Origin of the sequence: Clostridium cavendishii DSM 21758 (assembly GCF_900141845.1) — a bacterium.
In the GTDB taxonomy this organism is placed as follows: Bacteria; Bacillota; Clostridia; order Clostridiales; family Clostridiaceae; genus Clostridium_AG; species Clostridium_AG cavendishii.
Window position 1 is genome coordinate 112297 of sequence record NZ_FQZB01000004.1, and the last position, 24587, is coordinate 136883.

At 26.1% G+C, this 24587-nt stretch carries 19 protein-coding genes, 1 tRNA gene and 1 pseudogene; 5 read left to right on the forward strand and 16 right to left on the reverse strand.

Features of this window, described 5'->3' with window-relative positions; genetic code table 11:
* Positions 1–13: 13 nt before the first annotated feature.
* Complete coding sequence (locus tag BUB01_RS02565; RefSeq protein WP_072985000.1) at positions 14–1303, reverse strand: aminotransferase class V-fold PLP-dependent enzyme; 1290 nt, start codon at positions 1301–1303, stop codon at positions 14–16.
* 110 nt (positions 1304–1413) lie between these two features.
* On the opposite strand from BUB01_RS02565, the gene BUB01_RS02570 reads away from it, so the two are divergent.
* Together BUB01_RS02570 and BUB01_RS02575 are read left to right on the forward strand one after the other, a co-directional pair.
* Positions 1414–2061 carry a DUF4397 domain-containing protein gene (locus tag BUB01_RS02570; protein ID WP_072985002.1) on the forward strand — a complete coding sequence of 216 codons (648 nt, stop codon included), beginning with the start codon at positions 1414–1416 and terminating at the stop codon, positions 2059–2061.
* 118 nt (positions 2062–2179) lie between these two features.
* Entirely contained in the window at positions 2180–4099 is a 1920-nt protein-coding gene (locus tag BUB01_RS02575; RefSeq protein WP_072985004.1) for an ABC-F family ATP-binding cassette domain-containing protein, read from the forward strand.
* 87 nt (positions 4100–4186) lie between these two features.
* On the opposite strand, the gene BUB01_RS02580 is transcribed toward BUB01_RS02575, so the two are convergent.
* Entirely contained in the window at positions 4187–4624 is a 438-nt protein-coding gene (locus BUB01_RS02580; protein ID WP_072985006.1) for a hypothetical protein, read from the reverse strand.
* Positions 4625–4763: 139 nt separating this feature from the next.
* Positions 4764–5201: a dUTP diphosphatase gene (dut, locus tag BUB01_RS02585; protein WP_072985008.1), complete on the reverse strand. Its 438-nt coding sequence runs from the start codon at positions 5199–5201 to the stop codon at positions 4764–4766.
* Positions 5202–5528: 327 nt separating this feature from the next.
* Here dut and BUB01_RS02590 point away from each other — a divergent pair, with 327 nt between their 5' ends.
* On the forward strand, positions 5529–6668 hold the full coding sequence (locus tag BUB01_RS02590; RefSeq protein WP_072985010.1) for a metallophosphoesterase: 1140 nt from the start codon (positions 5529–5531) through the stop codon (positions 6666–6668).
* Between the two features lie 610 nt (positions 6669–7278).
* On the opposite strand, the gene BUB01_RS02595 is transcribed toward BUB01_RS02590, so the two are convergent.
* The 4 genes from BUB01_RS02595 to BUB01_RS02610 form a co-directional block, all read right to left on the reverse strand.
* Positions 7279–7482 (reverse strand): alpha/beta-type small acid-soluble spore protein, encoded by a 204-nt coding sequence (locus tag BUB01_RS02595; RefSeq protein ID WP_072985012.1) that lies wholly within the window; start codon positions 7480–7482, stop codon positions 7279–7281.
* A 167-nt stretch (positions 7483–7649) separates the two neighbouring features.
* Positions 7650–8159 carry a DUF3267 domain-containing protein gene (locus BUB01_RS02600; protein ID WP_072985014.1) on the reverse strand — a complete coding sequence of 170 codons (510 nt, stop codon included), beginning with the start codon at positions 8157–8159 and terminating at the stop codon, positions 7650–7652.
* Positions 8160–8233: 74 nt separating this feature from the next.
* Complete coding sequence (locus BUB01_RS02605; RefSeq protein WP_084108203.1) at positions 8234–8734, reverse strand: hypothetical protein; 501 nt, start codon at positions 8732–8734, stop codon at positions 8234–8236.
* Between the two features lie 184 nt (positions 8735–8918).
* Entirely contained in the window at positions 8919–9959 is a 1041-nt protein-coding gene (locus tag BUB01_RS02610) for an Ig-like domain-containing protein (protein ID WP_072985016.1), read from the reverse strand.
* Positions 9960–10549: 590 nt separating this feature from the next.
* On the opposite strand from BUB01_RS02610, the gene BUB01_RS02615 reads away from it, so the two are divergent.
* The gene (locus BUB01_RS02615) at positions 10550–10930 is read left to right on the forward strand and encodes a hypothetical protein (protein ID WP_072985018.1); all 381 of its coding nucleotides are present in this window, start codon (positions 10550–10552) and stop codon (positions 10928–10930) included.
* Positions 10931–11039: 109 nt separating this feature from the next.
* Here the strand turns inward: BUB01_RS02615 and BUB01_RS02620 are convergent, their stop codons facing one another.
* The 9 genes and pseudogenes from BUB01_RS02620 to BUB01_RS02660 all read right to left on the reverse strand — a co-directional run bounded on the left by BUB01_RS02620 (position 11040) and on the right by BUB01_RS02660 (position 22167).
* Positions 11040–11507, reverse strand: coding sequence for a hypothetical protein (locus BUB01_RS02620; RefSeq protein WP_072985020.1), 468 nt, complete (start codon positions 11505–11507; stop codon positions 11040–11042).
* Positions 11508–11520: 13 nt separating this feature from the next.
* Positions 11521–11838, reverse strand: coding sequence for a hypothetical protein (locus BUB01_RS02625; RefSeq protein WP_072985021.1), 318 nt, complete (start codon positions 11836–11838; stop codon positions 11521–11523).
* Positions 11839–11865: 27 nt separating this feature from the next.
* Positions 11866–12588, reverse strand: coding sequence for a peptidoglycan recognition protein family protein (locus BUB01_RS02630; RefSeq protein WP_072985023.1), 723 nt, complete (start codon positions 12586–12588; stop codon positions 11866–11868).
* 15 nt (positions 12589–12603) lie between these two features.
* A pseudogene (locus tag BUB01_RS02635) lies at positions 12604–12806 on the reverse strand (BhlA/UviB family holin-like peptide).
* A 66-nt stretch (positions 12807–12872) separates the two neighbouring features.
* A complete protein-coding gene (locus BUB01_RS02640; protein ID WP_072985025.1) occupies positions 12873–13889 on the reverse strand; it encodes an Ig-like domain-containing protein in 1017 nt (338 codons plus the stop codon).
* Between the two features lie 369 nt (positions 13890–14258).
* Positions 14259–14333 (reverse strand) — tRNA-Glu (locus BUB01_RS02645).
* Positions 14334–14492: 159 nt separating this feature from the next.
* On the reverse strand, positions 14493–15266 hold the full coding sequence (locus BUB01_RS02650) for a nitroreductase family protein (protein ID WP_207649970.1): 774 nt from the start codon (positions 15264–15266) through the stop codon (positions 14493–14495).
* 222 nt (positions 15267–15488) lie between these two features.
* Positions 15489–20801 carry a diguanylate cyclase gene (locus tag BUB01_RS02655; protein WP_072985027.1) on the reverse strand — a complete coding sequence of 1771 codons (5313 nt, stop codon included), beginning with the start codon at positions 20799–20801 and terminating at the stop codon, positions 15489–15491.
* 202 nt (positions 20802–21003) lie between these two features.
* The gene (locus BUB01_RS02660; protein ID WP_072985029.1) at positions 21004–22167 is read right to left on the reverse strand and encodes an iron-containing alcohol dehydrogenase; all 1164 of its coding nucleotides are present in this window, start codon (positions 22165–22167) and stop codon (positions 21004–21006) included.
* A 260-nt stretch (positions 22168–22427) separates the two neighbouring features.
* Here BUB01_RS02660 and BUB01_RS02665 point away from each other — a divergent pair, with 260 nt between their 5' ends.
* Positions 22428–24146 (forward strand): methyl-accepting chemotaxis protein, encoded by a 1719-nt coding sequence (locus BUB01_RS02665; RefSeq protein ID WP_072985031.1) that lies wholly within the window; start codon positions 22428–22430, stop codon positions 24144–24146.
* Positions 24147–24587: the final 441 nt, after the last annotated feature.

Sequence of the window (24587 nt, forward strand, 5' to 3'; positions counted from 1 at the left end):
AAAATTTAGAATGTCACTTATGATTTTGTATATATTCTAATGTGTTTAAAAACTCATCTATTTCTTCTATACTATTGTAAAGTCCAAGACTTGTACGAACCATGCCAGGTCTTAGAGTCCTATCCTGTACTAAATATCTATATGATGCCTGATCACTGATACTTAATAATCTCTTTACATATGGCTGAGCACAAAAACAGCCATCTCTAACAGCTATCCCTCGTATATCAGCAAGAGCTATAGCAAGTGATTCATGCCATAACTTTTGTGAATTAAATGATATTACACACAGTTTATCTTTTTCTATATTATTTCCATAAAGCTTTATTCCTCTTATATTACTTATTCCACTCATTAAGTAATTTTTTAAAACTTCTTCATGATTCTCAATATTTTTAAAACCTATCAATTCTAGTTGTCTTATTCCTGCTAATAGTGCTACTACACCAATAAGATTTTGAGTTCCAGCTTCTTCTTTATAAGGACATTCTGTGTAATAAACTTCATTATCTAAAACTATATCTACAGTTCCACCACCTGTCATAAAAGGAGGAACATTTGATAAATTTTCTTTTCTTCCTGCAACTACCCCTATTCCAAAAGGTGCATACATCTTATGGGCAGAAAACACTATAAAATCTATATAATCATCATTTTCTTTTCCTTCTAAAAATATCACTCTATGCGCCACAAGCTGAGCCGCATCTACAATTATCTTAGCATCATACTTATGAGCTATCTTAGCTATTTCATTTATAGGATTGACATAACCTGTAACATTAGAAGATCCTGTTATTGTTACATACTTAATTTTGCCGTCATATTCTATCAACTTTTTTTCTATTTCAGTAACATCAATACTTCCATCATTCCCCACCTCAACATAATCTATTTTCCATTTATTTCTCCAAGGTAAATCATTTGAATGATGTTCCATTCTAGTTGATAAAACCACATCATCTTCTGATGTCCATAAAATATTACTTAACAAATTAATGCCCTCTGTAGTATTCTTGACATACATAACTTCATACTTATTTATATTTTTAACATTCAAAAATCTTAAAACTTTTCCCCTAGACTTTTCATAGAACTCAGTGCATATCTTAGCCTTTTGTCCTTTGCCCCTACCAACAGAACTATAATAAGGTATAAAATTTTCAATGTATTCTCCAACCATTTTAAACGGTGGAGTGGTTGCTCCATTATCAAAGTTTATAGGAATTGTACTTTTTCCATTTTTAAGTTTAACAGGATTATCTAATCCAATAAATAAATCTCTATAATTAACATCTCTATCCATCTTAGCGCTCCACCTCCAATTATATAATATTCATTTCCAGCTATTATTGTTCTATAAAGCTTACACTTATTCATAATATTAAAATATATATTAAAATTTTGGAGGTAACTATGTATTTTAATGATTTAAACTCTACTAAATTAGCTCTTTTTAGACCCCCTCTTCCATACTTAAATAGTAACTTAAGATTTTTACATGCAATCCCAAGCGATGTAGAAATAGATATCTATATTAATAATACGCTAACATATGAAAATTTACATTTTGGAGAAGTATCTAATTATATATCAGTAACCCCTGGAGAGAGTACATTAACAGTTTACAAAGCTGGTACTAAAGAAAACCCTATACTAAATGCTGCTATAGACACATACCCAAATAATTATCAAACTCTAGCCTTTATTAACCCTGATTCTAATATTGAACTTCAATTAATCCAAGATGGCATGGGATCTTTAAATCCTAGCATTTCATTCTTGAGATATATTCAATTTTCTCCTAATGCTCCTTTGCTTGATTTAGGTATATTCCCTAATCGTAGATTATTTAAGTATGTAGAGTATAAAGAAGAAACTGGTTATAGACCAATCTCAGCCGGTATTTATGAATTTCTAATTTATCCTTCTAATGCTACTGGTTTTAAAAGCACCTTACCTAATACAAAACTAGAACTTGGAACTTTTTATACAATATATTCTATTGGAATGATAAATGAAACCCCTACTTTTACCAATATAATAGTTAAAGATGGTGTTTAATAATAATCTTGCCTATGTTTATTCCTTAAAACATAGGCTCTTTTCATTTCATACAAAGCCTTTTTATAGTATAATAGAGTATAGTTTAACATAGTGAATATACAAAGGAGTTTTTAATATGATAGTTTTAAGCGCAAAAAATATAACAAAAAGCTTTGGAATAGATGAAATTTTAAAAGGTGTTACATTCAATGTAAATGAAGGCGATAAAGTTGGACTTATAGGAGCTAACGGAGAAGGAAAATCTACACTTTTTAGAATCTTAACTAAAGATCTTTCTAGTGACTCAGGAGAATTATTCATAGATAAAAATAAAACTCTTGGGTATTTATCACAACATTTATCTTTAGATAGTGATTCTACTATATACGGCGAGATGCTTAAAGTATTTAGTGATTTACTTTCATTAGAAGAAACTTTAAAAAATATGGAAGAGAAGCTTAATGAACCTTATGATCCTAACAATGCTGAATACCATGAAAGATTGATACAAAACTATACCTTAAATCAAGAACTTTATGAAAATAGAGGTGGTTATACTTATAAAGCTGAGATTTCTAGAGTCTTAAAAGGTCTTGGTTTCTTTGAAAATGATTTTGATAAAGATATAATAACCTTAAGTGGAGGACAAAAAACTCGTGTTGCCCTTTGTAAGCTTTTGCTTATAAAACCTGATATATTACTTTTGGATGAACCTACAAATCATCTTGATTTATCAGCAATTGAATGGCTTGAAGACTATTTAAAGGCTTATAAAGGTACTGTTATTTTAATATCCCATGATAGATTTTTCTTAGATTCTGTTACAACCCAAACCTTCGAACTTATAGGTGGTAGTGTTAATTGTTATAATGCAAGCTATACAAAATTTTTAGAGCTTCGTGAAAAAGCTATGGAGGCTCAACTTAAGGCTTATAATCTTCAACAGACTGAAATAAAAAGACAAGAGGATATAATAGAAAAGTTTCGTTCTTTCAATAGAGAAAAAAGTATTAAGGCCGCTGAAAGTCGAGAAAAAGCATTAGCTAAAATTGAAAGATTAGATGCACCAGTAAAAGAAGCCATGGCTTCTAGAATAAAATTTGAAACTCTTATAAAGTCAGGCAATGATGTACTTCATGCTGAAAATCTGTCTAAAGCTTATGGTGAAAAAATCCTATTCAATAATGTAAATCTTGATTTAAAAAGAGGCGAAAAAATTGCATTAATAGGTGAAAATGGTAGAGGAAAAACTACTCTATTTAAAATAATAATGGAAACAGTAAAAGCTGATAATGGGATAAGCATCTTAGGTAAAAATGTATTTTTAGGTTACTATGATCAAGAACAATCTGATTTGGATTTTGAAAAAACTATAATAGACGAAATTTGGGACAGTTTTCCTGACATGACAACTACACAAGTAAGAACTGCTTTAGCTGCTTTCTTATTTACTGGTGATGATGTATTTAAAAAAATATCACTTCTAAGTGGTGGAGAAAAATGTAGAATAAACTTACTAAAATTAATGTTATCTAAATCAAATTTTCTTCTTTTAGACGAACCTACTAATCACTTAGATATTATGTCTAGAGAAGCTTTAGAAGATGCTATATTAAGCTATGACGGTACTTTAATGGTTATATCTCACGATAGATATTTTTTAAATAAAGTTATATCTAAAATATATGAACTTGAAGAGAATGGTATAAATACATACCTAGGTAATTATAATTATTACTCTGAAAAGAAAAAAAATCCTAGTAGATATGAAGGACTAGAAGAAGATGTTCAAGGTAAAACTAAAACTCAAATTAAAGATGAAAGAAGAAAGAAAAAAGAAGCTGAAAAAGAAGCTAAGGCTCTTACTCTTAAATTAAAAAATATAGAAAAAGAAATTTCGGATAAAGAAGAAGAAATGATATCTCTTCAAGAGCAACTTTGTCTTGAAGAAGTATATTCAAATCCTACTAAAAGCGAAGCTGTAAATAAATCTATATCTAAACTTCAATTAGAAATAGATTCTCTTTATGAAGCTTGGGAAGAGTTATCCAATTAATTGTCAATAGATTTTTCTCACGATAAATTACAAAAATAATAAAAAAATCTAAATAAAAAATGTCTAGTAACGACAAACATTTTGTTACTAGACATTTCTATTTATTTTATCTATTTTATTTATCTTATTTATTTTTAAATTTGTACCTATAAAGACTCCTAGTATAACATTAATCCAAGTTATAAGTATAAGAAGCATAGCTATTAAATAAAACCTTGTACCATGATGAAAATTATGTGTACTTCCCAAATAAATCAGTGCTATAATTTTATTTATCAAAATTAAATAAATAAAATTAGGAAATATAATAAGCATAGACGTTCTTAAATAACCATCTAACTTTTTATAACTTACATAAGTATATACAATTAAAAGTACCATTGGTAACAAAAATATTAAAACTAATGTTACATTTCTATTTGTTAAACATCTTGTACAAATTATAATGCTTATAAAAATTTCAGCAAAAACTGCAAACATTAATGATAAAACTTGTGTCTTTAATATATATTTAGCAGTTAACACATTTCCACTCCCCTAATATAATTAATTTTCCCCTTAGTATTAATTATACTTTATAATTGTTTCAAAGTCATTAACATTACAATATTGTAAGACACAAATTATTAAAAATTAAAACTTTAAATTAAAATTTTAATAATTTTTACATTCCTGTAGATCCAAATCCACCTTCACCTCTTACTGTATTTGAAAGTTCTTCTACCTCTTTAACTTCTACTGGGACTACTCTATTTACTATCATTTGAGCTATTTTCATGCCTTTTTCAACCTTAAAAGATTCTTTTCCATGATTTATTAAAATAATACCAACTTCTCCTCTATAGCCTTCATCTATAGTTCCTGGAGTATTTAAAACAGTTATAGAATGTTTTAATGCAAGTCCACTTCTAGGTCTTACTTGAGCCTCTGTATATGGAGGAAGTTCTATTCTTATACCTGTTTTTATAAGCTTAGTCTCGGTAGGATTTATTATAACTTCCTCTACTGAATATAAATCTAAACCAGCATCACCAGGATTAGCATAGCAAGGTAATGTTGCTTCCTTATTTACTCTATGTACTTTTAATAAATATTTATCCATCTTGAATAATCACTCCCATAATTTTTAGTTTAGGTAATTATAACATTTATATTATTTATGAGCAAATTAAGTGCTACTCTAACTCTTAACTTAAGGCATTAGGCCTTTAGTTGAACTTACTCTATAAAAATATTTCTATTAAAATTAATTAATATAAATTTACTTTAATGAAGCCACCTATAAAAAAATGCTTTTACTAATTTAAATTAATAAATATCTCATTAAATATTATTAAATGATAACACTTAATAATTAATTGTGTTTATTATTTCATCAATAGAATAATTAGTTTATAATTAATTTATATATTAAATATAGGAGGGCTTTATGAATACATTTGAAAATATATGCATTCTGATATTAATATTTATAACTTTTATATCATTAAATTATTATATGGGAAAACGTATTTTTTTAAGAATATCAAATATTTATAAAATAAACAGTAAAATTTTTTGGACTTTATTTTGGTTAATAGCTTTTTCTTATATAATTTATTCATTACTAAATAAATATTTTCCAAAAGCATTATCTAGTCCACTTATGTATATTGGAATTTATTATATGGCTATATCTATTTACCTTTTAATAATTTTTGCTATTACAGATATTTTTTTAATTCTAAATAGAAAACTAAATTTTTTCCCAAAACTTAAAAGTAACAACTTAATATTTAGTATATTACTTGTTGTTGTAATCTTAGCTTTAATAAGCGTAGGTAATTTTAATGCAAATAATTCTTATGTTAAAGACTATAATATAAAAATAAATAAACAAATTAAAGAAAAAGAACTTAATATAGTGTTAGTATCTGATATACATCTTGGTGATATTATTGGCAATTATAGACTTAAAAATATGGTTTCTAAAATAAACAGCTTAAATCCTGATATAGTATTAATTGCTGGTGATTTAATAGATAGTTCTCTTAAACCATTTTCTGAAAACAATATGGCTTCTGAATTAGGTAAAATAAAAAGTAAATATGGTATATTTTTTGCTTTAGGAAATCATGATATTTTTGACAATAAAGTTGAAGAGTTATCTTCTTTATTAAAAAACGAAAGAATTACTGTTTTAAGAGATGATTATAAACTTATTAATGATAGTTTTTATATAGTTGGTAGAGATGATATATCTATTAGCAGGATTAAAGATAAAAGAAAAAATTTGAAAGATATAATTAAAACTATAGATAATAATAAGCCAGTAATAGTAATTGATCATAATCCTAGTAGTATGAATGAAAGTGAAGATACAAATATAGATTTACAAGTTTCTGGTCATACCCATAAAGGCCAAATAGCACCTTTTAACCTTATAACAAAAAATATTTTTGAAATAGATTACGGCTATAAAAAGAAAAACAACTTTAATATAGTAGTATCTTCAGGCTACGGTACCTGGGGGCCACCTATAAGAATAGGTAGTCGTTCTGAAATAGTTAATATAAAACTTCATAATTAAAAATATTATAAAGGCATATCAACAAATTTCTCTAACGCTGATATGCCCTTATATAAAATTCTTCTTCGTTACAAGTTCTCATTTTTATCTAACAACCTTCTCTCTCATTTTTGAAGTTTCTCTTAATATAAGTTTAATTACTCTGAGAAACCTGTATCTTCTCGTATTTTTTAAGTAAAAAACATTATTCGATTTTTTCATACACACTAACCCCTTATTTATATTTTTATCTCCCAAACCCAACATTTACTCTTATTAAAAATACACCCCCATCCCCATTAATGTAAATAATATGAATATTTGTATATTATATTATACAACACTTTAATTTGTAATTAAATACTTTTTTTTAAATAAAATTAATATTATGTATTAAAATTAGTAAAAATAAACCGCTTATTTTCATTAAGTGGCTTATTTTTCATTTAATTCTTTAGAAATTATTAAATCATTCTTATATGTTCGATTATTTATTTTTAGGTTTTTTGTTTTTTTCTTGATACTTACTATTATTTGTTCTCTTAGTTCCAATATTGATTTTTTGTTTATTTTCTTCTTCTTTATTACCTTTAAACATAATACTAACTCCTCTAAATCTTATTTTTTCTAATTACCTATTTATAAGACTTTCTTGATAACTTTGTACCATTCTTCTTACCATTTCTCCACCAATACTTCCATTTTGTCTTGAAGAAATTTCTCCTTTATCTCGGTGCTCATAATCTTCCATTCCAACTTCTGACGCAACTTCATTTTTTAATCTGTTTAAACCTTTTTTTGCTTCTGGTACTAATTTCTTATTGCTTGAAGCCATATTTATTTTCCTCCTTTAAATAGCACTTTTTCTTTTACAATATTAGCTTAACCAACATTAGTAAATAATAGCCTATGAAAATATTAGCATTAACGAGTTTATTCTGTAATTTTGAACAGAAATTCCTAAACTTAATGCAAAAAGATACGTTATTCAGAAATACAAAATTACCTCTTATCAAAAATAATATTATCTTCTATTACATCAAAACCTTTATCAGTATCTATTATTAATGAGCTTTTCTTTACTCTAATTAACCAAAAAGCCATAATTAAATCCCCAGTACTACCAATTAAATTTATAAAGAATACTAATCCTCCTGTTAATGGCATTAATAAAGAAAATATGGATATTATCATTACTGGAGCTAATAATATAATAGCAAACTGCGTTACTGAAAATTTTCTTCCTGTAGTTTCTTGTGTATATGCATATATACCTTTAAATCCTATTTTGAACTTACCACCAAATATTGAATAAGCTAAACCATGTAACAATTCATGAACTATTGTATTAATAATTGTAGCTAATACTATAATTAAATAATATTTTGATTCACCGTATTGATTTGTGATATTATTATTAAATTCCATTATACTGTCAATCCATAATATTGTTATTACACAAGCTATTATTAAAGCAATTATATGAATTTTTTTTGTAATTATAAAAGACATAGCAACACCTCTTAATTGAAGTATTGCCATGTCTTGTTTTTATTAAACTTTTTATTTATTATATATTTTAAAATTTAATAATAAGAATAAAACTTAACTTCTGACAATCTGGTACTTTTCCAAGCATAAGTTATCTTTGTGTCATTAAAACATTTATAACCAGCCATAGACATATAAACATCCTTTACAGTAGAAGCAGTATTACCATGAGGGTAAACTACAACTATATGGTCACTAGTTATGCCAATAGTGCTATAACCGTTATTGGCACGACTTTGAGCTTGAGTTGCAGTAATAGACTTCCAATGAGGATTTTTGTTACCTGACAATGCATTAAGCATAGTAGAACATGTACCATTAGGTAATGGAGTACTTAATTTTTTCATAACATCTTGAGCAAAGATGTTACAGTACGTATTACCACCAGATGGTTGGTACTTTGAATTTGTGGTTACATTGAAAGAATCTATTGTATTTTTATAGGAGCTTGTACTAGCAAATGCTTGAACGCTATATCCAGTTAGTAAGGCAAATAGTAAAAATACAAATGCTAAAGATTTTGTGAGTTTTTTCATAATAATTTCCCCCTTTAGAAATTAATTCTTTTTACAATTATATATATTGTACACAAAAAGGGAAAATTCTTTTTATTTGGATTATTAAGATAATTTAACATAAATTCATAAAATTTCTCTCTAAAACTATAATTTAAAAATACAAAAGAGCACCTTTATAGATGCTCTTAATACCTTACTTAATTTATTTATCTGCTTCATATGACCTAATTTCAAATGAAGCTATTTTATCAAATACAACATATTCTTTAACTTGCTTATAAGGATTTATTTTTTTATTGAATCCATATCTAAGTTGTCCCTTCCCATTGCTTGAATCGAACCACTTTTCAAAAGCAGCTGCTTCGTCTGCTGATACATCATATTCTTTAGTTATTCCATTTACCATTGTTATAGCTAATATTGCTTTGTTTCTATCTTCTGTTACATTAACTTCACAAGTTGCTTTTAAATCAATACCTTTAACTTTAGCAGTTATTGTCGCATGTCCTATTTTTTTACCTGCTACTACTTTTCCATCTTTGTATTCAGCAATATCTTTATCACTTGATGACCATTCAATTTCCTTATTTGTTGCATCATCTGGTTTTACCATTGCTGTTAGTGACTCTGTTTTTCCTGCAATAACACTTATTGATGTTTTATCTAATGTTATTGAATCTACATATGGTTTTAACTCTCCATTTTCATCTATATCTATTGCGTCTATAGATATATATTTATTACTTTCATTTATAATCTCTACTATATGTTCTTTATTATCTAATTCTAAATTTTGATAAACTAAGACTGAGCCTTGTATTACTGTTCCAACTTTGAAATTAATCTTACCACTTTTCTCATTATCAATATTTATTTTAGCTTCAGAAGATATATTAGAATCTGTATTGCTATTCCAACTTATTATTCTAAATTTATTACCTGAAAATTTGAATTTTACTTTATTAGTTTTTGATGTATCACTTTCATTACTTGATTTATTATATAAACTTTCATGGTTAAATTTTTTCCAGTTCCCTATATAATTTATATTTATATTACTGTCATCATATCTTTTCCATCCCTTTTCAGGCTGTAAAAGTTGATCTCCAAGATTCGTACTATTTAGATTCTTTTCTCCAACTACAACATCCTTATTCTCTGCTCTAGCACTCGTTGGATTTAAAAAACTAAAAAAAGTAAATGCTAAAATAATACTTAAAACTAAACTAATTTTCTTTTTCATTTATATTTCCCCCTTAAAATTACTATAGTTCTATTATATAACTACATAATTTTCAATTTCAAGGAAAATATTTCTACATTTTTCCTTATATTTTATAAATAAAGTAAATTTTATATAATAAATTCTTATCAAAATTAAAATGTTGTTATTTTGAAGGAATTTATCCAAAAGCGCCCTAAGCTTCTTGCTTAAAACTTACTATCTTCATATACCGTATGAAGAATAGCCTCAAAAGAAAATCAGTCGATATTTTAAGTATCCTATAAAATTTATAGTGTGAAAATTGTGTAAAAATTATATTATCAACGCTTTTTAAGCAAAATAAAAAAACTCTTAAAGCTAGTATCTACAAGCTTTAAGAGTTTAATGGTAGCCCATAGGAGAATCGAACTCCTGATTTTAAATTAGTTGAAGTATTGACATGTCTTATTGGTTTTAATCTTTTTTAATTTCTCAATATAAGAATGCTAATTTCTGTAATCTTTCCGTAATCTTTTTGTAACTTTTTTGTATCTCTTGAATATATTTACATAAAATCAATCTAATGATATTCTATTTATGTAATCAAAATAAAAAGGAGGAATTTTTAAATGAAAAAAATCTTACTAACATCAATTTTAACAGGTACATTATTGGCATCTGCTTTAACATTTACTTCAACAACTGTTAAAGCAAATGAAATTCAAAAGGATGAAATTCAGACAACGTATGCATATGCTACTGATTATTCTACTAAAATACCATCTTGGTCAGGATATAAAAATGTAACAAGTGCATGTGGGTATGATGACATTAATGTATCTTGGAATAATAGCACTAAAGAAGCATCATTTGCAAGAGGATGGGGTGAACTTAAAATTTCATTAAGAACTTTACAAAACAGTTATGGTGTAAAGCTTGAAACTGACAGATTAATGATAACTTATAATAATTATGTAAAATTGTATGATAACCTACGTTTGTATATGTAATAAAAAAATAAAGCGTAGTTAATTCTACGCTTTATTTTTTATATTCATTATTATACCATTCCAAGAAGTCTCCGAACAACTTCTTCTCTGCTTCTTTTCTAGCTTTTGATTATGCTACTGTATTTTGAATTGTAGCTAACTTATTCTTCAATACTTCATTCTCTTGTTGTAATTGTGTATTTATTTGAGCTTGTTGTTTTGCTTTATCTTCTGCAAGAATTTGTTTACCTTTATTAAATTCTCCTGCTATAGTTTGCCTTAAATAGTCTAGTTGTTCTTGAGTTAATCCAGGTAATTTCTTTAATAATAAATCATTGAACATAATAATCTTAAGTTGAATAGTATCTCCTATAACTTCTGTTATTCTAAAATGTTCTTCTACTATATTCCATACCTCTAAAGCTGTTTTAACTTCTTTTTCATGCTGTCCTTGTATAATTTTTTGGGTTGCCTCTTCTTTTTTTGCCTTAATTAGCTCTATTACAGCATCTCCTACAATTTTAATTACAGTTGCTATAATCCCTATTATAGCGGTTATTAGTATTGGTATTATTTGATTTAAAAGTTGTTCTTCCATTTTCTATTCCTCCCTAAAATTTATTGAAATGCTCGTTATATTTTACAAATCCATTTTTTGTATTTTTCCCCTTGTTAGTTGAATACACCCGATTAAGTCGTCCACTTTTATCTCTAAATAAAGGTGTTGCATTTTCCCATGCATCTAAACTACCGAATCTATTAGAACATTCATTATTTAAATATGCAAGTTCTCTAGTACTCCCGTTTTTATATTGTCCTTCATAATAATAATGTACTAAAGAAGGTACATTTTTAACATACGCTTGTCTAACTCCTGAATTAGTTGGATACTCAACTAATAGTAATTGTTTGCTGTGACTGATATCCAATACGGTTATGTTATCTCCACTTGATACTCATCTGCCAGGAATTACATTCCCTTCTGAATCCCTTGCATATAAAAAGTCTCCTTCTACTTTTGCATTATTAGCATAAGTAAACCCTACTATAGGCTTTGTATTAACTTGCTTACTTTCTTCTTTAGGACTAGTTATATTTATACTTTGTCCATTAATAGCATTCTGAATATCTTGACATAAAGTATTCCAAGACTTACCGTATTGAATTAGAAAAGAATATGGGTCCTGATGGTCTGTCTGCCTATAAGTATCACTTATATACTTATGACTAAAAATATTATTAGCTGAATTCCATCCATTAGATTTACATATACTTGCTGCTAATTCAACTGTATTCTTATATCCCTCATTGAATTGTTCTATATTACCGCTTCTAGGATTACACATCTCTATACTAAGATAATTTCTATTTGCATAACCTCCAGCGTGCCATGCCTGTTCATTACCTGGAATAATTTGTATTACTCCATTCCAATCCACAAAATAATGCGCCGAAGCTCCTACATATACCCTGTTAAAATAATCCCTGTTATTTTGTGCAGTCGCACCTTCATTACAAGTACCATGAATTACAATTCCTATAGGTCTTAGGCTTCTATAACTTCTATTATTATTTATGAATTGCTGATTAATTGGTAAAGCCTGTACCATAATTGAAGAAAAAGAAAAGGTAGCCAATAAAGCTACCAATACTGATAAGATTTTAAATTGTTTTTTCAATATTTCCATCTCCCTTTACTTTTTGAATATGTGATCTTTTATTTCTTTAACATCAGTTTGGACATTTTCAACTATATTGAAATTCTCACTTAGTTTATCCAATAGGTCCTGGTACCTTTTTCTCTTTCACCTGTAGTTTTTAAGACATACAGGAGTAGAAAAACAAAAAGTCCGTATCCTAGCCCTTGATTTACGGATAATTCTAATAATTCATTCATAGTACACCTCACCTCAATATTCTAAGAAATACAAAAAAGAGCACCCTTATAGATGCTCTTAATATCTTATTTATCTGCTTCATATGACCTAATTTCAAATGAAGCTATTTTATCAAATACTACATATTCTTTTACTGTTTTGTATGGATTTATTTTTTTATTAAATCCATATCTAACTTGTCCCTTACCATTACTTGAATCGAACCACTTTTCAAAAGCCGATATTTCATCTGGTGATACATCATATTCTTTAGTTATTCCATTTACCATTGTTATAGCTAATATAGATCTACTTTTATCTTCGGTTACATTAATTTCGCAAGTTACTTTTAAATCAGTGCCTTTAACTTTAGCAGTTATTGTTGCAGTTCCTATTTTTTTACTTGCTACTACTTTTCCATCTTTATATTCAGCAATACCTTTATCACTTGATGACCATTCAATTTCTTTATTTGTTGTATTGTCTGGTTTTACTGTAGCTATTAGTGGCTCTGATTTTCCTGTTACTAAACTTATTGATGATTTATCTAATGTTATTGAATCTACATATGGTTTTAATTCTCCCTTTTCATCTATGTCTATAGCATCAAACACAAAAAGACCATTTACCTCTATTTCAACAGTGTGATATCCTAATGATAATGGTAATGATTCAAACACTAAAGCTTTGTATATCGAGCTTTCGCTATATTCATTAAAATTACTAGCTACTGTGCCATCTATTTTTACCTGATTTGTGTCATCATTTATTCTATCTTTATTAATATTAGTTATTATTCTAAAACGAGTTCCATAAAATTTAAATAAAACTTTATCACCAGCTGTTTTTGCTACATGATAGCTACCCTCATAACCACCTCCATCTTCTGCAGCAACCCAACTTTCCCCATTATATTGAAAATATGAATTTGTATCATCATATCTTTTCCATCCATTTTCAGGTTGTAAAAGTTGCGTTCCAAACTTAGCACTATTCTCAGTTGTATCATTTAAATTCTTTGCTCTAACACTCGTTGGATTTAAAAAACTAAAAAAAGTAAATGCTAAAATAATACTTAAAACTAAACTAATTTTCTTTTTCATTTATATTTCCCCCTTAAAAATTACTACAGTTACTATTATATAACTACATAATTTTCAATTTCAAGGAAAATATTTCTACATTTTTCCTTATATTTTATAAATAAAGTAAATTTTATATAATAAATTCTTATTGAAATTAAAATGCTAATATTTTGAAGGATTTTAACCAAAAGCAACCTAAGTTTCTTACTTAAAACTTACTATCTTCATATACCGTATGAAGAATAGCCTCAAAAGAAAATCAGTCGATATTTTAAGTATCCTATAAAATTTATAGTGTGAAAATTGTGTAAAAATTATATTATCAACGCTTTTTAAGCAAAATAAAAAAACTCTTAAAGCTAGTATCTACAAGCTTTAAGAGTTTAATGGTAGCCCATAGGAGAATCGAACTCCTGATTCCACCGTGAGAGGGTGGCGTCTTGACCTCTTGACCAATGAGCCATAACTTACTTTTTTATTATATCACATAATTTATAAATTGCAAATATTTTCTTCATCTGACTTTATATTATTTAATTATTAATATATTGATTAATTTCAAAATTATAAACTAACTATAAAAGTTAGCTTATATATTATACATTAAAATGATTATTTATATTATTGTTTTTCTATATATACAGCCTCATCGCCTTTTAAATCCCAAGTCACATCAACACCAAGTTTTTTTGCACCTAATGCAAAATGTATCAATGCTATACCTAAGTCTATTCTTTCATAATTAGATTTGGTTTCTTTAATATATGATCTAACTTTGTTACCATCATATTCAAAATGCCACGGTTGTCTATTTAATGCTGAAGGAGCTTTTCTTACTGATCCTAATGCAAAAAATAACCACTGAGGAATGCTACAATTTATAAGAGTTATTAAATCTTCTATATTATTTTTATCCTTAGCTACTTTTCCTAAAATTTTTTCCTTTAAACTCTTCTCATCTTTAACGTAGCCAAGGGCTATAGTAATATATAACTTTTCATCATCCTTAATACTTATTATATTTTCTAGCGCTTTCTTATTATAAGTTCCACCAATCCAACAGGTTCCTAGTCCTAAAGAGGTAGCCTCTAATACCAAAGCCTCACCATAATAGCCTAACTTAAGTTCTATATTTTTATCATTACTATCTCCAACTAATGCTAAACAATACTTAGCTCCGCTTATAGTTCCATAAGATGCTTTAAAACCCTTAAAAACTTCTTCGCAGTCCTTGATTAATTGTATATTTAAATCTGCGTTGCTATTAATTTTATAAATTAATTTTTGTAAAGCTTCTATTTTTTTTATCTCTATATCCTCATTAATATAACTTCTTCTAGATACTCTTTTATTCATTTCAGTATACCAATATTCCTTAAGCTCCACCCTACTCACATCCCATCTATTCCATTATATTACTCGGTTTTTAATTTTATTATACTCTTTTATTTACATTTTAAAAATATATTTTCAGAAAATTCATAACTACACATTTTATAATTTTATTAAAAACCTAACTAATTAAATCCAATATATTCCTCGCATAAAAGAAGAAAAGATGCAAATTACCTTGAAAGCATTTCACATCTTTATTCTAAGAAAATCTTTATACTTTATCTATAATATTGCTACAGCTAATTGAGCTAAAGTCTTAACAAAATTTAAATCTTCAAACTTAAACTCTTTAATTTTTATAGATGTTGTCAAATAAATAACTCCCTTTACTGCACCTGATTTTATCATAGGAACTATTATTACAGAATTCCATTCTGGAATTCCAGTAATAGGATCATAACCTGTTATATCATCCCAATCTATAGTACATATTTCTTGCTTAGTAGTTATAACATTCGCAACCATTTTTTCATTAAAATTTCTTATATTACTCCAAGCATCTTCAAAGATTTTTCTCGAATATTTTTCTTTAATAACTCCTTCTTTTACCTTAAAAAACAACCCTTTTTCTGCCTCTGTAATTTCAATTATCCTACCTAGTAAATTAAAAATCTTATTTTCTGTAGTATCTATTTCCTTAATTAATTCTATAAAGTCTACCATGACTAATACTTTTCTTGAATCTTGAACCAAATTTCCATTTATTATACCAGATAATTTATTCGTATATTTTTTGTTATTATCAAGATCCTCTTTCCAAATTTCACATCTATTTTTTCCATTTTCCTTTGCTACATAAAGCGCTTGATCTGCCTTCTCTATAAGTTGTTGTTTAAATTCAGATTGTTCCTTATATGTAGCAATTCCCATACTTACTGTTACTGGTCTTTTATCACCTAATATATCTTTATTTTCAATATTTTTTCTAACTCTTTCTGCTATTTGAAATGCTAAGTTACTATCAGCATTTTTAAGGATTAATATGAATTCTTCTCCACCATATCTACCACAAACGTCCCCATCCCTTATAGAATCCATTGTAACATTAGTGACTTTTTTTAATACGTCATCACCAGTCTGATGCCCGAACTTGTCATTTATCCCCTTAAAATTATCTAAATCAAATATTACTATAGAAAAAATCCCATTTCCCATATTAGCCATTTGTATATGATTCTCTAAAACCTCTTCTATAGCTTTTCTAGTTAATGTTTGTGTAAGTTTATCAATATTTGCTGTAAGCTTCAATTTATATGTGTTTATAATAAATCTTATAAATTGCTTTAATTCCATACATTTTGATAAACTATTTTCATTAAAATTATTTAATATGGTTTCAGATTCCATATATATATATACCTTGGGCATAATGAATATACACATTATAGCTTTTATCCCTTTAGGTAAACACTTTAAATTTATATTATTTTTATCATAAGCTGCTTCACTTATAACTAATGATTTCTTTGTGTCTTCAACTTTTTCTAAAAATACTTTTATTCCCTCTAAATCATTCTCCTCATTAGTTGATGCAATTACTGAATAATTAACATTGTCATCTCTCAAAATTATTAATCCTTTAGTTGCCAATACATCACTTGCTAAAATCTTAATAATAATATCTAAAATTTTTGTTGGTTCATCAGTCATATTTATTATAAGATCTCTTATACTACTAATTCCTTCTGGGAGAATTGACCTATATATGTTTTTTGCAGAACTAATAAAATTATCATTGTTTAATATCTCTACAAATTTGTCATAGCTAAAAAGATTATTTAAATCTTTTAAAGCAGAATGACTAATTTTATTTTTATCAGGAATAGCTGTATATAAATTTTTAATTTCATTAAACTTATAAAAAGGGTTAATCATATCATGATAATTAAAAAACTTAACTCTTTTATCCTCTGGTACTTGAAGTGTATTAGTTTTTATAATTTCACATGCTTCAAAATAATAATTTGCAGCATAAAAGTAATTTTTTTTATTAATATAGTAATCACCTACATCACTCAATATCTTCCACTTCAGCAATTTATCCTTTATCCTTCTTGCAAGCTCTAAATTAGTATTTATCTCATTAATAATCTTATCTCTTCTTTTAATAAGATTTCTTAAATATATACCCTTAAGCTTTACGCTATCAACTGTTACAACATTCTCATCTAAAATATTTTCATTTAATAAATTTATAGCATCATTTTTAAATCCCTTGTTAATAAGCACAATGCACATATCATATAATGAATCAATACTTTTATTTGCGCTACCGTAACTTTCTATTATAAATTTAAACCCTTCTATACTTTTTTGTATTTCTGATAAATTATTCGCTCTTTCAACACTTAATATATATATAAGCATATTAGCATTTTTAAACTGGGTAGTTCTATCGTTATTATATACATATAATGCTTTTTGTAATAAATCATAAGATTTATCTATTTCTCCAAACTTATAATATAGCTCTGCTCCTATTTGGTAATAAATACTTATCAATTTCCCTTGATTTGGATGTTCAATTAACTCTTTTTCTGCTCTTATATAATATTCATTAGCTTCTCTATATTTATCTAACTTTAAAAGTACATAACTTATACAATTATAAATATAAAATACGTTTGTTTCTATTTCACTTTTTCTTGTCTTATCTAAAGCTTCATTAAAATATTTAAGAGCTAAATCATAATCTAAATTTTCTAAATATGCCGAAGCTAAATTTATTAATGAGTATATATTCATACTTATAATATTATTTTCCTCAGCCATTTCTAATACCCTTGTAAAATATTTTATTGTTTTTTCACTATCTTGATAATAATCTGAATAAATTACTCCTATATTATTTAATGACGTAACCATACCTGAAATATCATTTATTTGCTCAAAATATTGTCTACTTAAATTATAATTTTCAACAGCATCCTTTATTTTAGATTGTTCATAATATATTACTCCAAGAATATTATGCATAAAAGCTTTAAATTGTAAGTGTTCGTCTGTGCATAAACTTATACATTCCTTACATATATCTATACTTTTTTCGTAATTTCTACTCATACTAGTTATGATAGCTAATGCTCTTCTATTCTCTAAATAACCATTTATATAATCTATTTCTTTTAAAATAACATCTGCTTTATTTATAAATTCTAAAGTTTTTTCTAATTCATTTTTTCTTTGATAAACACTAGCAAGTTTATTAAGCATATCTACTTGTAATTTTTTGTTATCCTCATGAATTGTAAAATCATATACATCATTATATATTTCTATAGCTTTTGATAAATTACCAGCATTAGAATATAAGTCACCTATTTTTATAACTATATCTATTTTAGCTATAATATTTTCTTCCTCAGAAAATAAGCTTAGAGCCTTTTTATAGTTTGAAAGTGCCCTATCCATTATTCTAAGTCTTTCCATCTTATATGCATTTTCTATACAATATTCTCTAGCTTTAATGTTATCTCCAGACTTTTCTAGGTGATATATTATTTCATCATCATTTTTAAATACTTCTTCTAATATTTCAGCTGCCTGTTTATGTTTATCTTTAAGATTTTTAATATCTATCCTTTCATAAATAAGATTTTTCAACACTTTATTTGAAAAATTAAAAGTACACCCTCTATTATCAGCCTTTTTAGAAAGTATTCCTTTACTTATTAAAGCATCTATATATTTTTCTATATCTATATTATAAGATTTGTTAAAAGCATGTATAATTTGTATAGGTATATCTATATTGAAAACTGACATATTACTTAAGATTTCATAACTTATATCATCAATTTCTTTTATTTGATTTAAAAGAGCTTGTTCCATCGTAGGTGCAATTGGTAACTCTTCAAAACTATCATATAAAGTTTCCCATATATAGTCATCATTTACATAAATCAACTTCTTAGAGAGGAAATCTTTTAATGTTTCTTCTATAAATAAAGGATTACCATAAGTTTTATTATATACTATATTTGCAAATGACCTAGGAACTTCATTTATGCTAAGTATTTCTTGAATCATTTTTGAAGTATATTCACTATTAAAAGCTTCAAGTTTTATATCTATATAGTTATTATTCTTATTTATAAAATTATAAAATCTATTATTTGAAAAATATTCTGTGTCATTATAAGAAATTATACTTATTATATTTTTATCTTTAACTGTTTGACTGTTGAAATATTCTAAAAAATCAATAGAAAATTCATCTAGGCAATGTGCATTATCAATTATAAAGATTATAGTTTTATTTTTTATTGCTTCTTTAATAAAACTATATAATCTACTTATTAATCTATATTTTTCTTTTTCACCTTCTAATATTTCAGCTCTATCAATATTTTTCATTTCTGCAAGTTCTGGAATAAAATTTATAAGTTCACTTTCATATCTATATACAATTTCATTATCACATTCAGCTACTAAATTTTTAAATATTTCAACTAGTGCTATATTACTTCTATTAATTTTATTTCCTAGTAAAAAGCTTGAATAAACATCAATTTTTTTCATATTAAAAATATAAGTTAACTCTTTTAATAATCTTGTTTTTCCTATTCCTTGTTCACCATGCACCACTATATTATTATTTATGCTTTTATGATGAATACTATCATTAAAAACACTTATTACCTTTTTAATCTCATAATCTCTTGCTATAATTTTTGTTTTAAATATAAGTTTTTCTATATCATTTTTTTCAAGTGCTAAATAATTCTTATTAAAAATTGTATTTATATCATTAACTATATCTCCTACTGTCTCATAGCGATCTTTCCTCTTTTCAAAAATTATTCTTTCTATTATATTTATAATTTTTTTATAAAAATCATTTCCTATTGAAACTTTATTTTTCAAATTATCTATTTTTTTATTTATATCTGATTCATCATAAATATTTTCACCACATAAAGCTATTAAAAGTATTCCTAAAGCATATATATCAGCATATATATCCTTTTTATTATCAGTTATACTTTCATTATTTTTAAAAACATCTGTAATATTATCTTGTTTCCACTCTTCTTTTTCAATTTCTATTGTAGGTATATCTTTAAGTAATATATTATATATATTATTTTTTTTGTTTATAACTATATTCTGTATATTTAATTCTCCATAAACAAAGCCTCTAACATGTAAATAATTAATACCTTTACATAACTTAATAAATATATTTAAAACTTCCTCTTCATTTATTTGCTTAACTAAACTATTAAAGCTTATATTATTTTCAGCATATTCTTTTGTGTAAAAGTATTCCTTTTTATTAATTTTCTTACCATCTATAGAGTAAATTAATCCAAAATTAAAAAGCTTAATTATATTACTATTCTCAATATTGGTTAATGACAAAAATTCTTCTATTAAAAAATCTATTTTACTTCTAGTTATAACTTCAGAGTTAATAATGCTAAGCTGCTGTACTTTATAGTTATCCATAACATCTATAACTATGTACGATGTTAAGAGATTATCTTTTTTTATATTTCCTACAACCCTGTATCTATTATTTATTAAATTCATTATTAAACACCTCCATAAAAATAACCCTGTAAAAGATTTTAAAGTTTTGAAAAGTCTATAAGTATAAACTTATAGACTTTTCAAAACTTAGTATTAGTATATATTATTTATTATATACTTAAAGATTAAGTATAATAACTTCTTAACTTTAATTTATCAATTTATAACATTAATCAATAAATCTAATTAAGCTAAGTAAAACTTATAAAGATTTCTTTAATATATTTATTACATCTTGCTTATTTAAAGATTTTATTTGTCCTATATTCCCATACCTTACAGCACCTTCTGCCATTTTCTCAAAATTCTCATCTGTGATGTTAAGCTCTTTTAAACTCATAGGGATATTTAACTCTTTATAAAAGTTAGCTGTCTTTTCTATAGCTAATTTGGCTATTTCATAATGCTCTAAATTTTTATCTATATCCCAAACATTAACCCCATACTCTACAAATTTATATAAAGTATCATCATTTAATATATAATTAAACCAAGGCACAGTTATTATAGCAAGACCTACACCATGTGTTATATCATAATAAGCACTTAACTCATGTTCTATTCCATGTATACACCAATTTGTATCTTTACCATAGCTTAAGAGTCCATTTATTGCCAAACTAGATGCCCACATCAAATTTGCCCTCGCTTCATAATCTTGTGGATTTTCAATTGCTACCTTACCATACTTTATACAAGTTTTAAGTATTGATTCTGCCATTCTATCTTGAAGGAAAGCTTCCTTTGTATCACTAAAATACACCTCAAAAACATGGCTCATAATATCTGCTGTTCCTGCTGCTGTTTGATTTTTAGGTACTGTATAAGTATATGTTGGATCCAAAATTGAAAACTTAGGCTTCATTTTATCATGACCAGTTCCTAATTTTTCTTTTGTTTCTAGATTAGATATAACTGCAAATCCATCCATTTCTGAACCTGTTGCTGCTAAAGTTAGTATAGTACCTATTGGTAATACATCCTCTACTTTTCTTGGATCAACTACTAATTCCCAAACATCTCCTTTATAAGAAACTCCAGCTGCTATAACCTTTGCACAATCTATTGAACTTCCTCCTCCTACAGCTAGAATAAAATTCACACTATTTTCTCTACAGATTTCTACACCTTTCCTTACACTATTTATCCTAGGATTTGGGTCTACACTTCCAAGCTCACAGACTTCTATTTGCTCTTTTTGTAAGATTTCTAAAACACTATCATAAATTCCGTTTCTCTTTATACTTCCACCACCATAAACTAATAAAACCTTAGAACCATATTTTTTTATTTCTCTTCCTAATACGCTTATTTGACCTTTTCCAAAGAAAATCTCAGTAGGTATTGAATAATTGAATTTTTTCATATCCATTTCCTCCATTTATTCACTTTATTATATATATCCATTATAAACTAATGAATTGAATTTTAAAACTATTAGTAATTAATACTAAATATTAATTTTCTTAAAATTCTTTACAAATGTTTTTCAATAAACTTATTAATAATTTTTTCAAATTTTAAAAATATAAAAATCACTTCAAACATATAATTAAAATTCCATTAAAGAAATGACGATTTTTATCGAAAATTGTAATATAAACTTATAAAAAGGAGTTCAGATAAATGATTAATAATTTAAAAGTAAGAACAAAAATTTTGATGTTTTCAATTTCAATGTTTGTTCTAATTTGTACAATTAGCGGAGTTGGTTACTACTATTTACTTAAATCTAACAACATGGTTGAAACATTATATAAAGAAAAATTACTATCAATTCAATGGTTGAATGATAATAGAAACCAATCTAGAGGTATAGAAGCTGATATGTATTATGCCATTTTACATGTCGGAGATAAAAATAAGCAATCAGTAAAGTTAGATGATATTAAAACAAGACAAGAAAATTTTGATAATAACTGGGAAAATTACAAAAAGACAAAAACTGATGATTATGAAAAAAAATTAATACAAAATATTGAATCAGAACTTGTACCATATAAAAAATCTATAAATGATATTACAAAACTTTCAATTGACGGTAAATCTAAAGAAGCCTTAGACGCATTTGCTTCAGTTGAAAGTACTGCTGAAAGCTTTCAAAAAGACTTAAAAGAATTAGCTGTATATAATACTAAATTAGCAGAAAATTTATATAATCAAAATAAAACAGATTATAAAAATGCAGTAATAATATTCATAACAGTATTCATTGTTTCTATATTAGGATCAATATTTCTTACAGTTGTTATTTCAAATTCTATTGTAAAGGCATTAAAATTAGCTATGGAATATTTAAAGAATATTTCTCGAGGAGATTTTACTTTAAAATTTGATACAAATATTAAGAACAGAAAAGATGAAATAGGTGATATTGTAAATACGATTGATACAATGCAATATTCTTTACAAGCATTAATTAGCAACGTAAAACAAGAATCTGAAAATATTAAGCATGTTGTTGATACTGTTTCAAGTAATGTTAAAAATCTTAATATTAATATAGAAGAAGTTTCAGCTACAACAGAAGAATTATCTGCTGGAATGGAAGAAACATCTGCATCAACTGAGGAAATGAGCGCTTCCTCAATAGAAATAAATAGAGCTATTGAAGATATAGCAGGAAGAGCTCAAAAGGGATCTTTAGCTGCTGAAGAAATAAATAATAGAGCTATTGCTATTAAAAGTAATTTCACTGATTCTCAAAATAGAGCATTAGGAATATTTTTAGATAGTAAATCAAACCTAGAAAAAGCTATTGAAAGTTCAAAAGTAGTGGAACAAATAAATATCCTTTCAGAATCAATTATGGAAATAACTACACAAACCAATCTTTTGGCCTTAAATGCTGCCATTGAAGCTGCAAGAGCAGGAGAATCTGGTAAAGGATTTGCTGTTGTGGCAGAACAAATAAGAGGACTTGCTGAAAAATCAAAAGAAACTGTAGCAGAGATTCAAGGTATAACTGAAAAAGTTACTGAATCTGTAAATAATTTAGCAACAAGTTCAAATAGTTTACTTAAATTCATGGAAGTAGAAGTACAAAAAGATTATAATACAATGCTTGAAGTTTCTGAAAAGTATAGCAATGATGCAAACTTTGTTGATGAACTTGTAAGTAACTTTAGTTCTACAGCTGAGAATTTATTAGAATCAGTTAAAGATATGGTAAGAACAATCGACCAAGTAGCTCAAGCTGCTGATGAAGGAGCTAATGGTACAACAAACATTGCAGAAAAAATTATAGATATAACACAAAAATCTATGGATATATTAAGTGAAGTAGAAAATACTAAACAAAGTACAGATAAACTAAATGAAGAAATAGGAAAATTTAAAATTTAATTAATAATTTAAGATAGCAAAGCAGTAGATAAATTTTGTCTACTGCTTTGCTATATATTATATTAAATTTTCTTACTCTAAATTCCAGTATATATTAAATACAAATGGTTAAGATAATATCATAAGGCACATCACAGTTGAGTTAAGATTTATATATGTTTTCTTTAAAAATATATATAAATCGATCAAAGATTATCTATAGATTAAAAATTTTATTTTTTAGTTTATATTTAGTCGGAGAGAAGATTTTATATTGTTAGGAAAAGCTTTTATTTAGTCGATTTAATTGATTAAATTTAGGTTAAAACTTATGATATAAAATCGAGCTAAGATTATATATAGTGTTAACTGTGATTATATATAGCCAAAAGGTTATATATAGTTATATAAATATTTTATATAGTTGAGCGAAGCATCTTAATGGTTGAATAGTTATTAAAT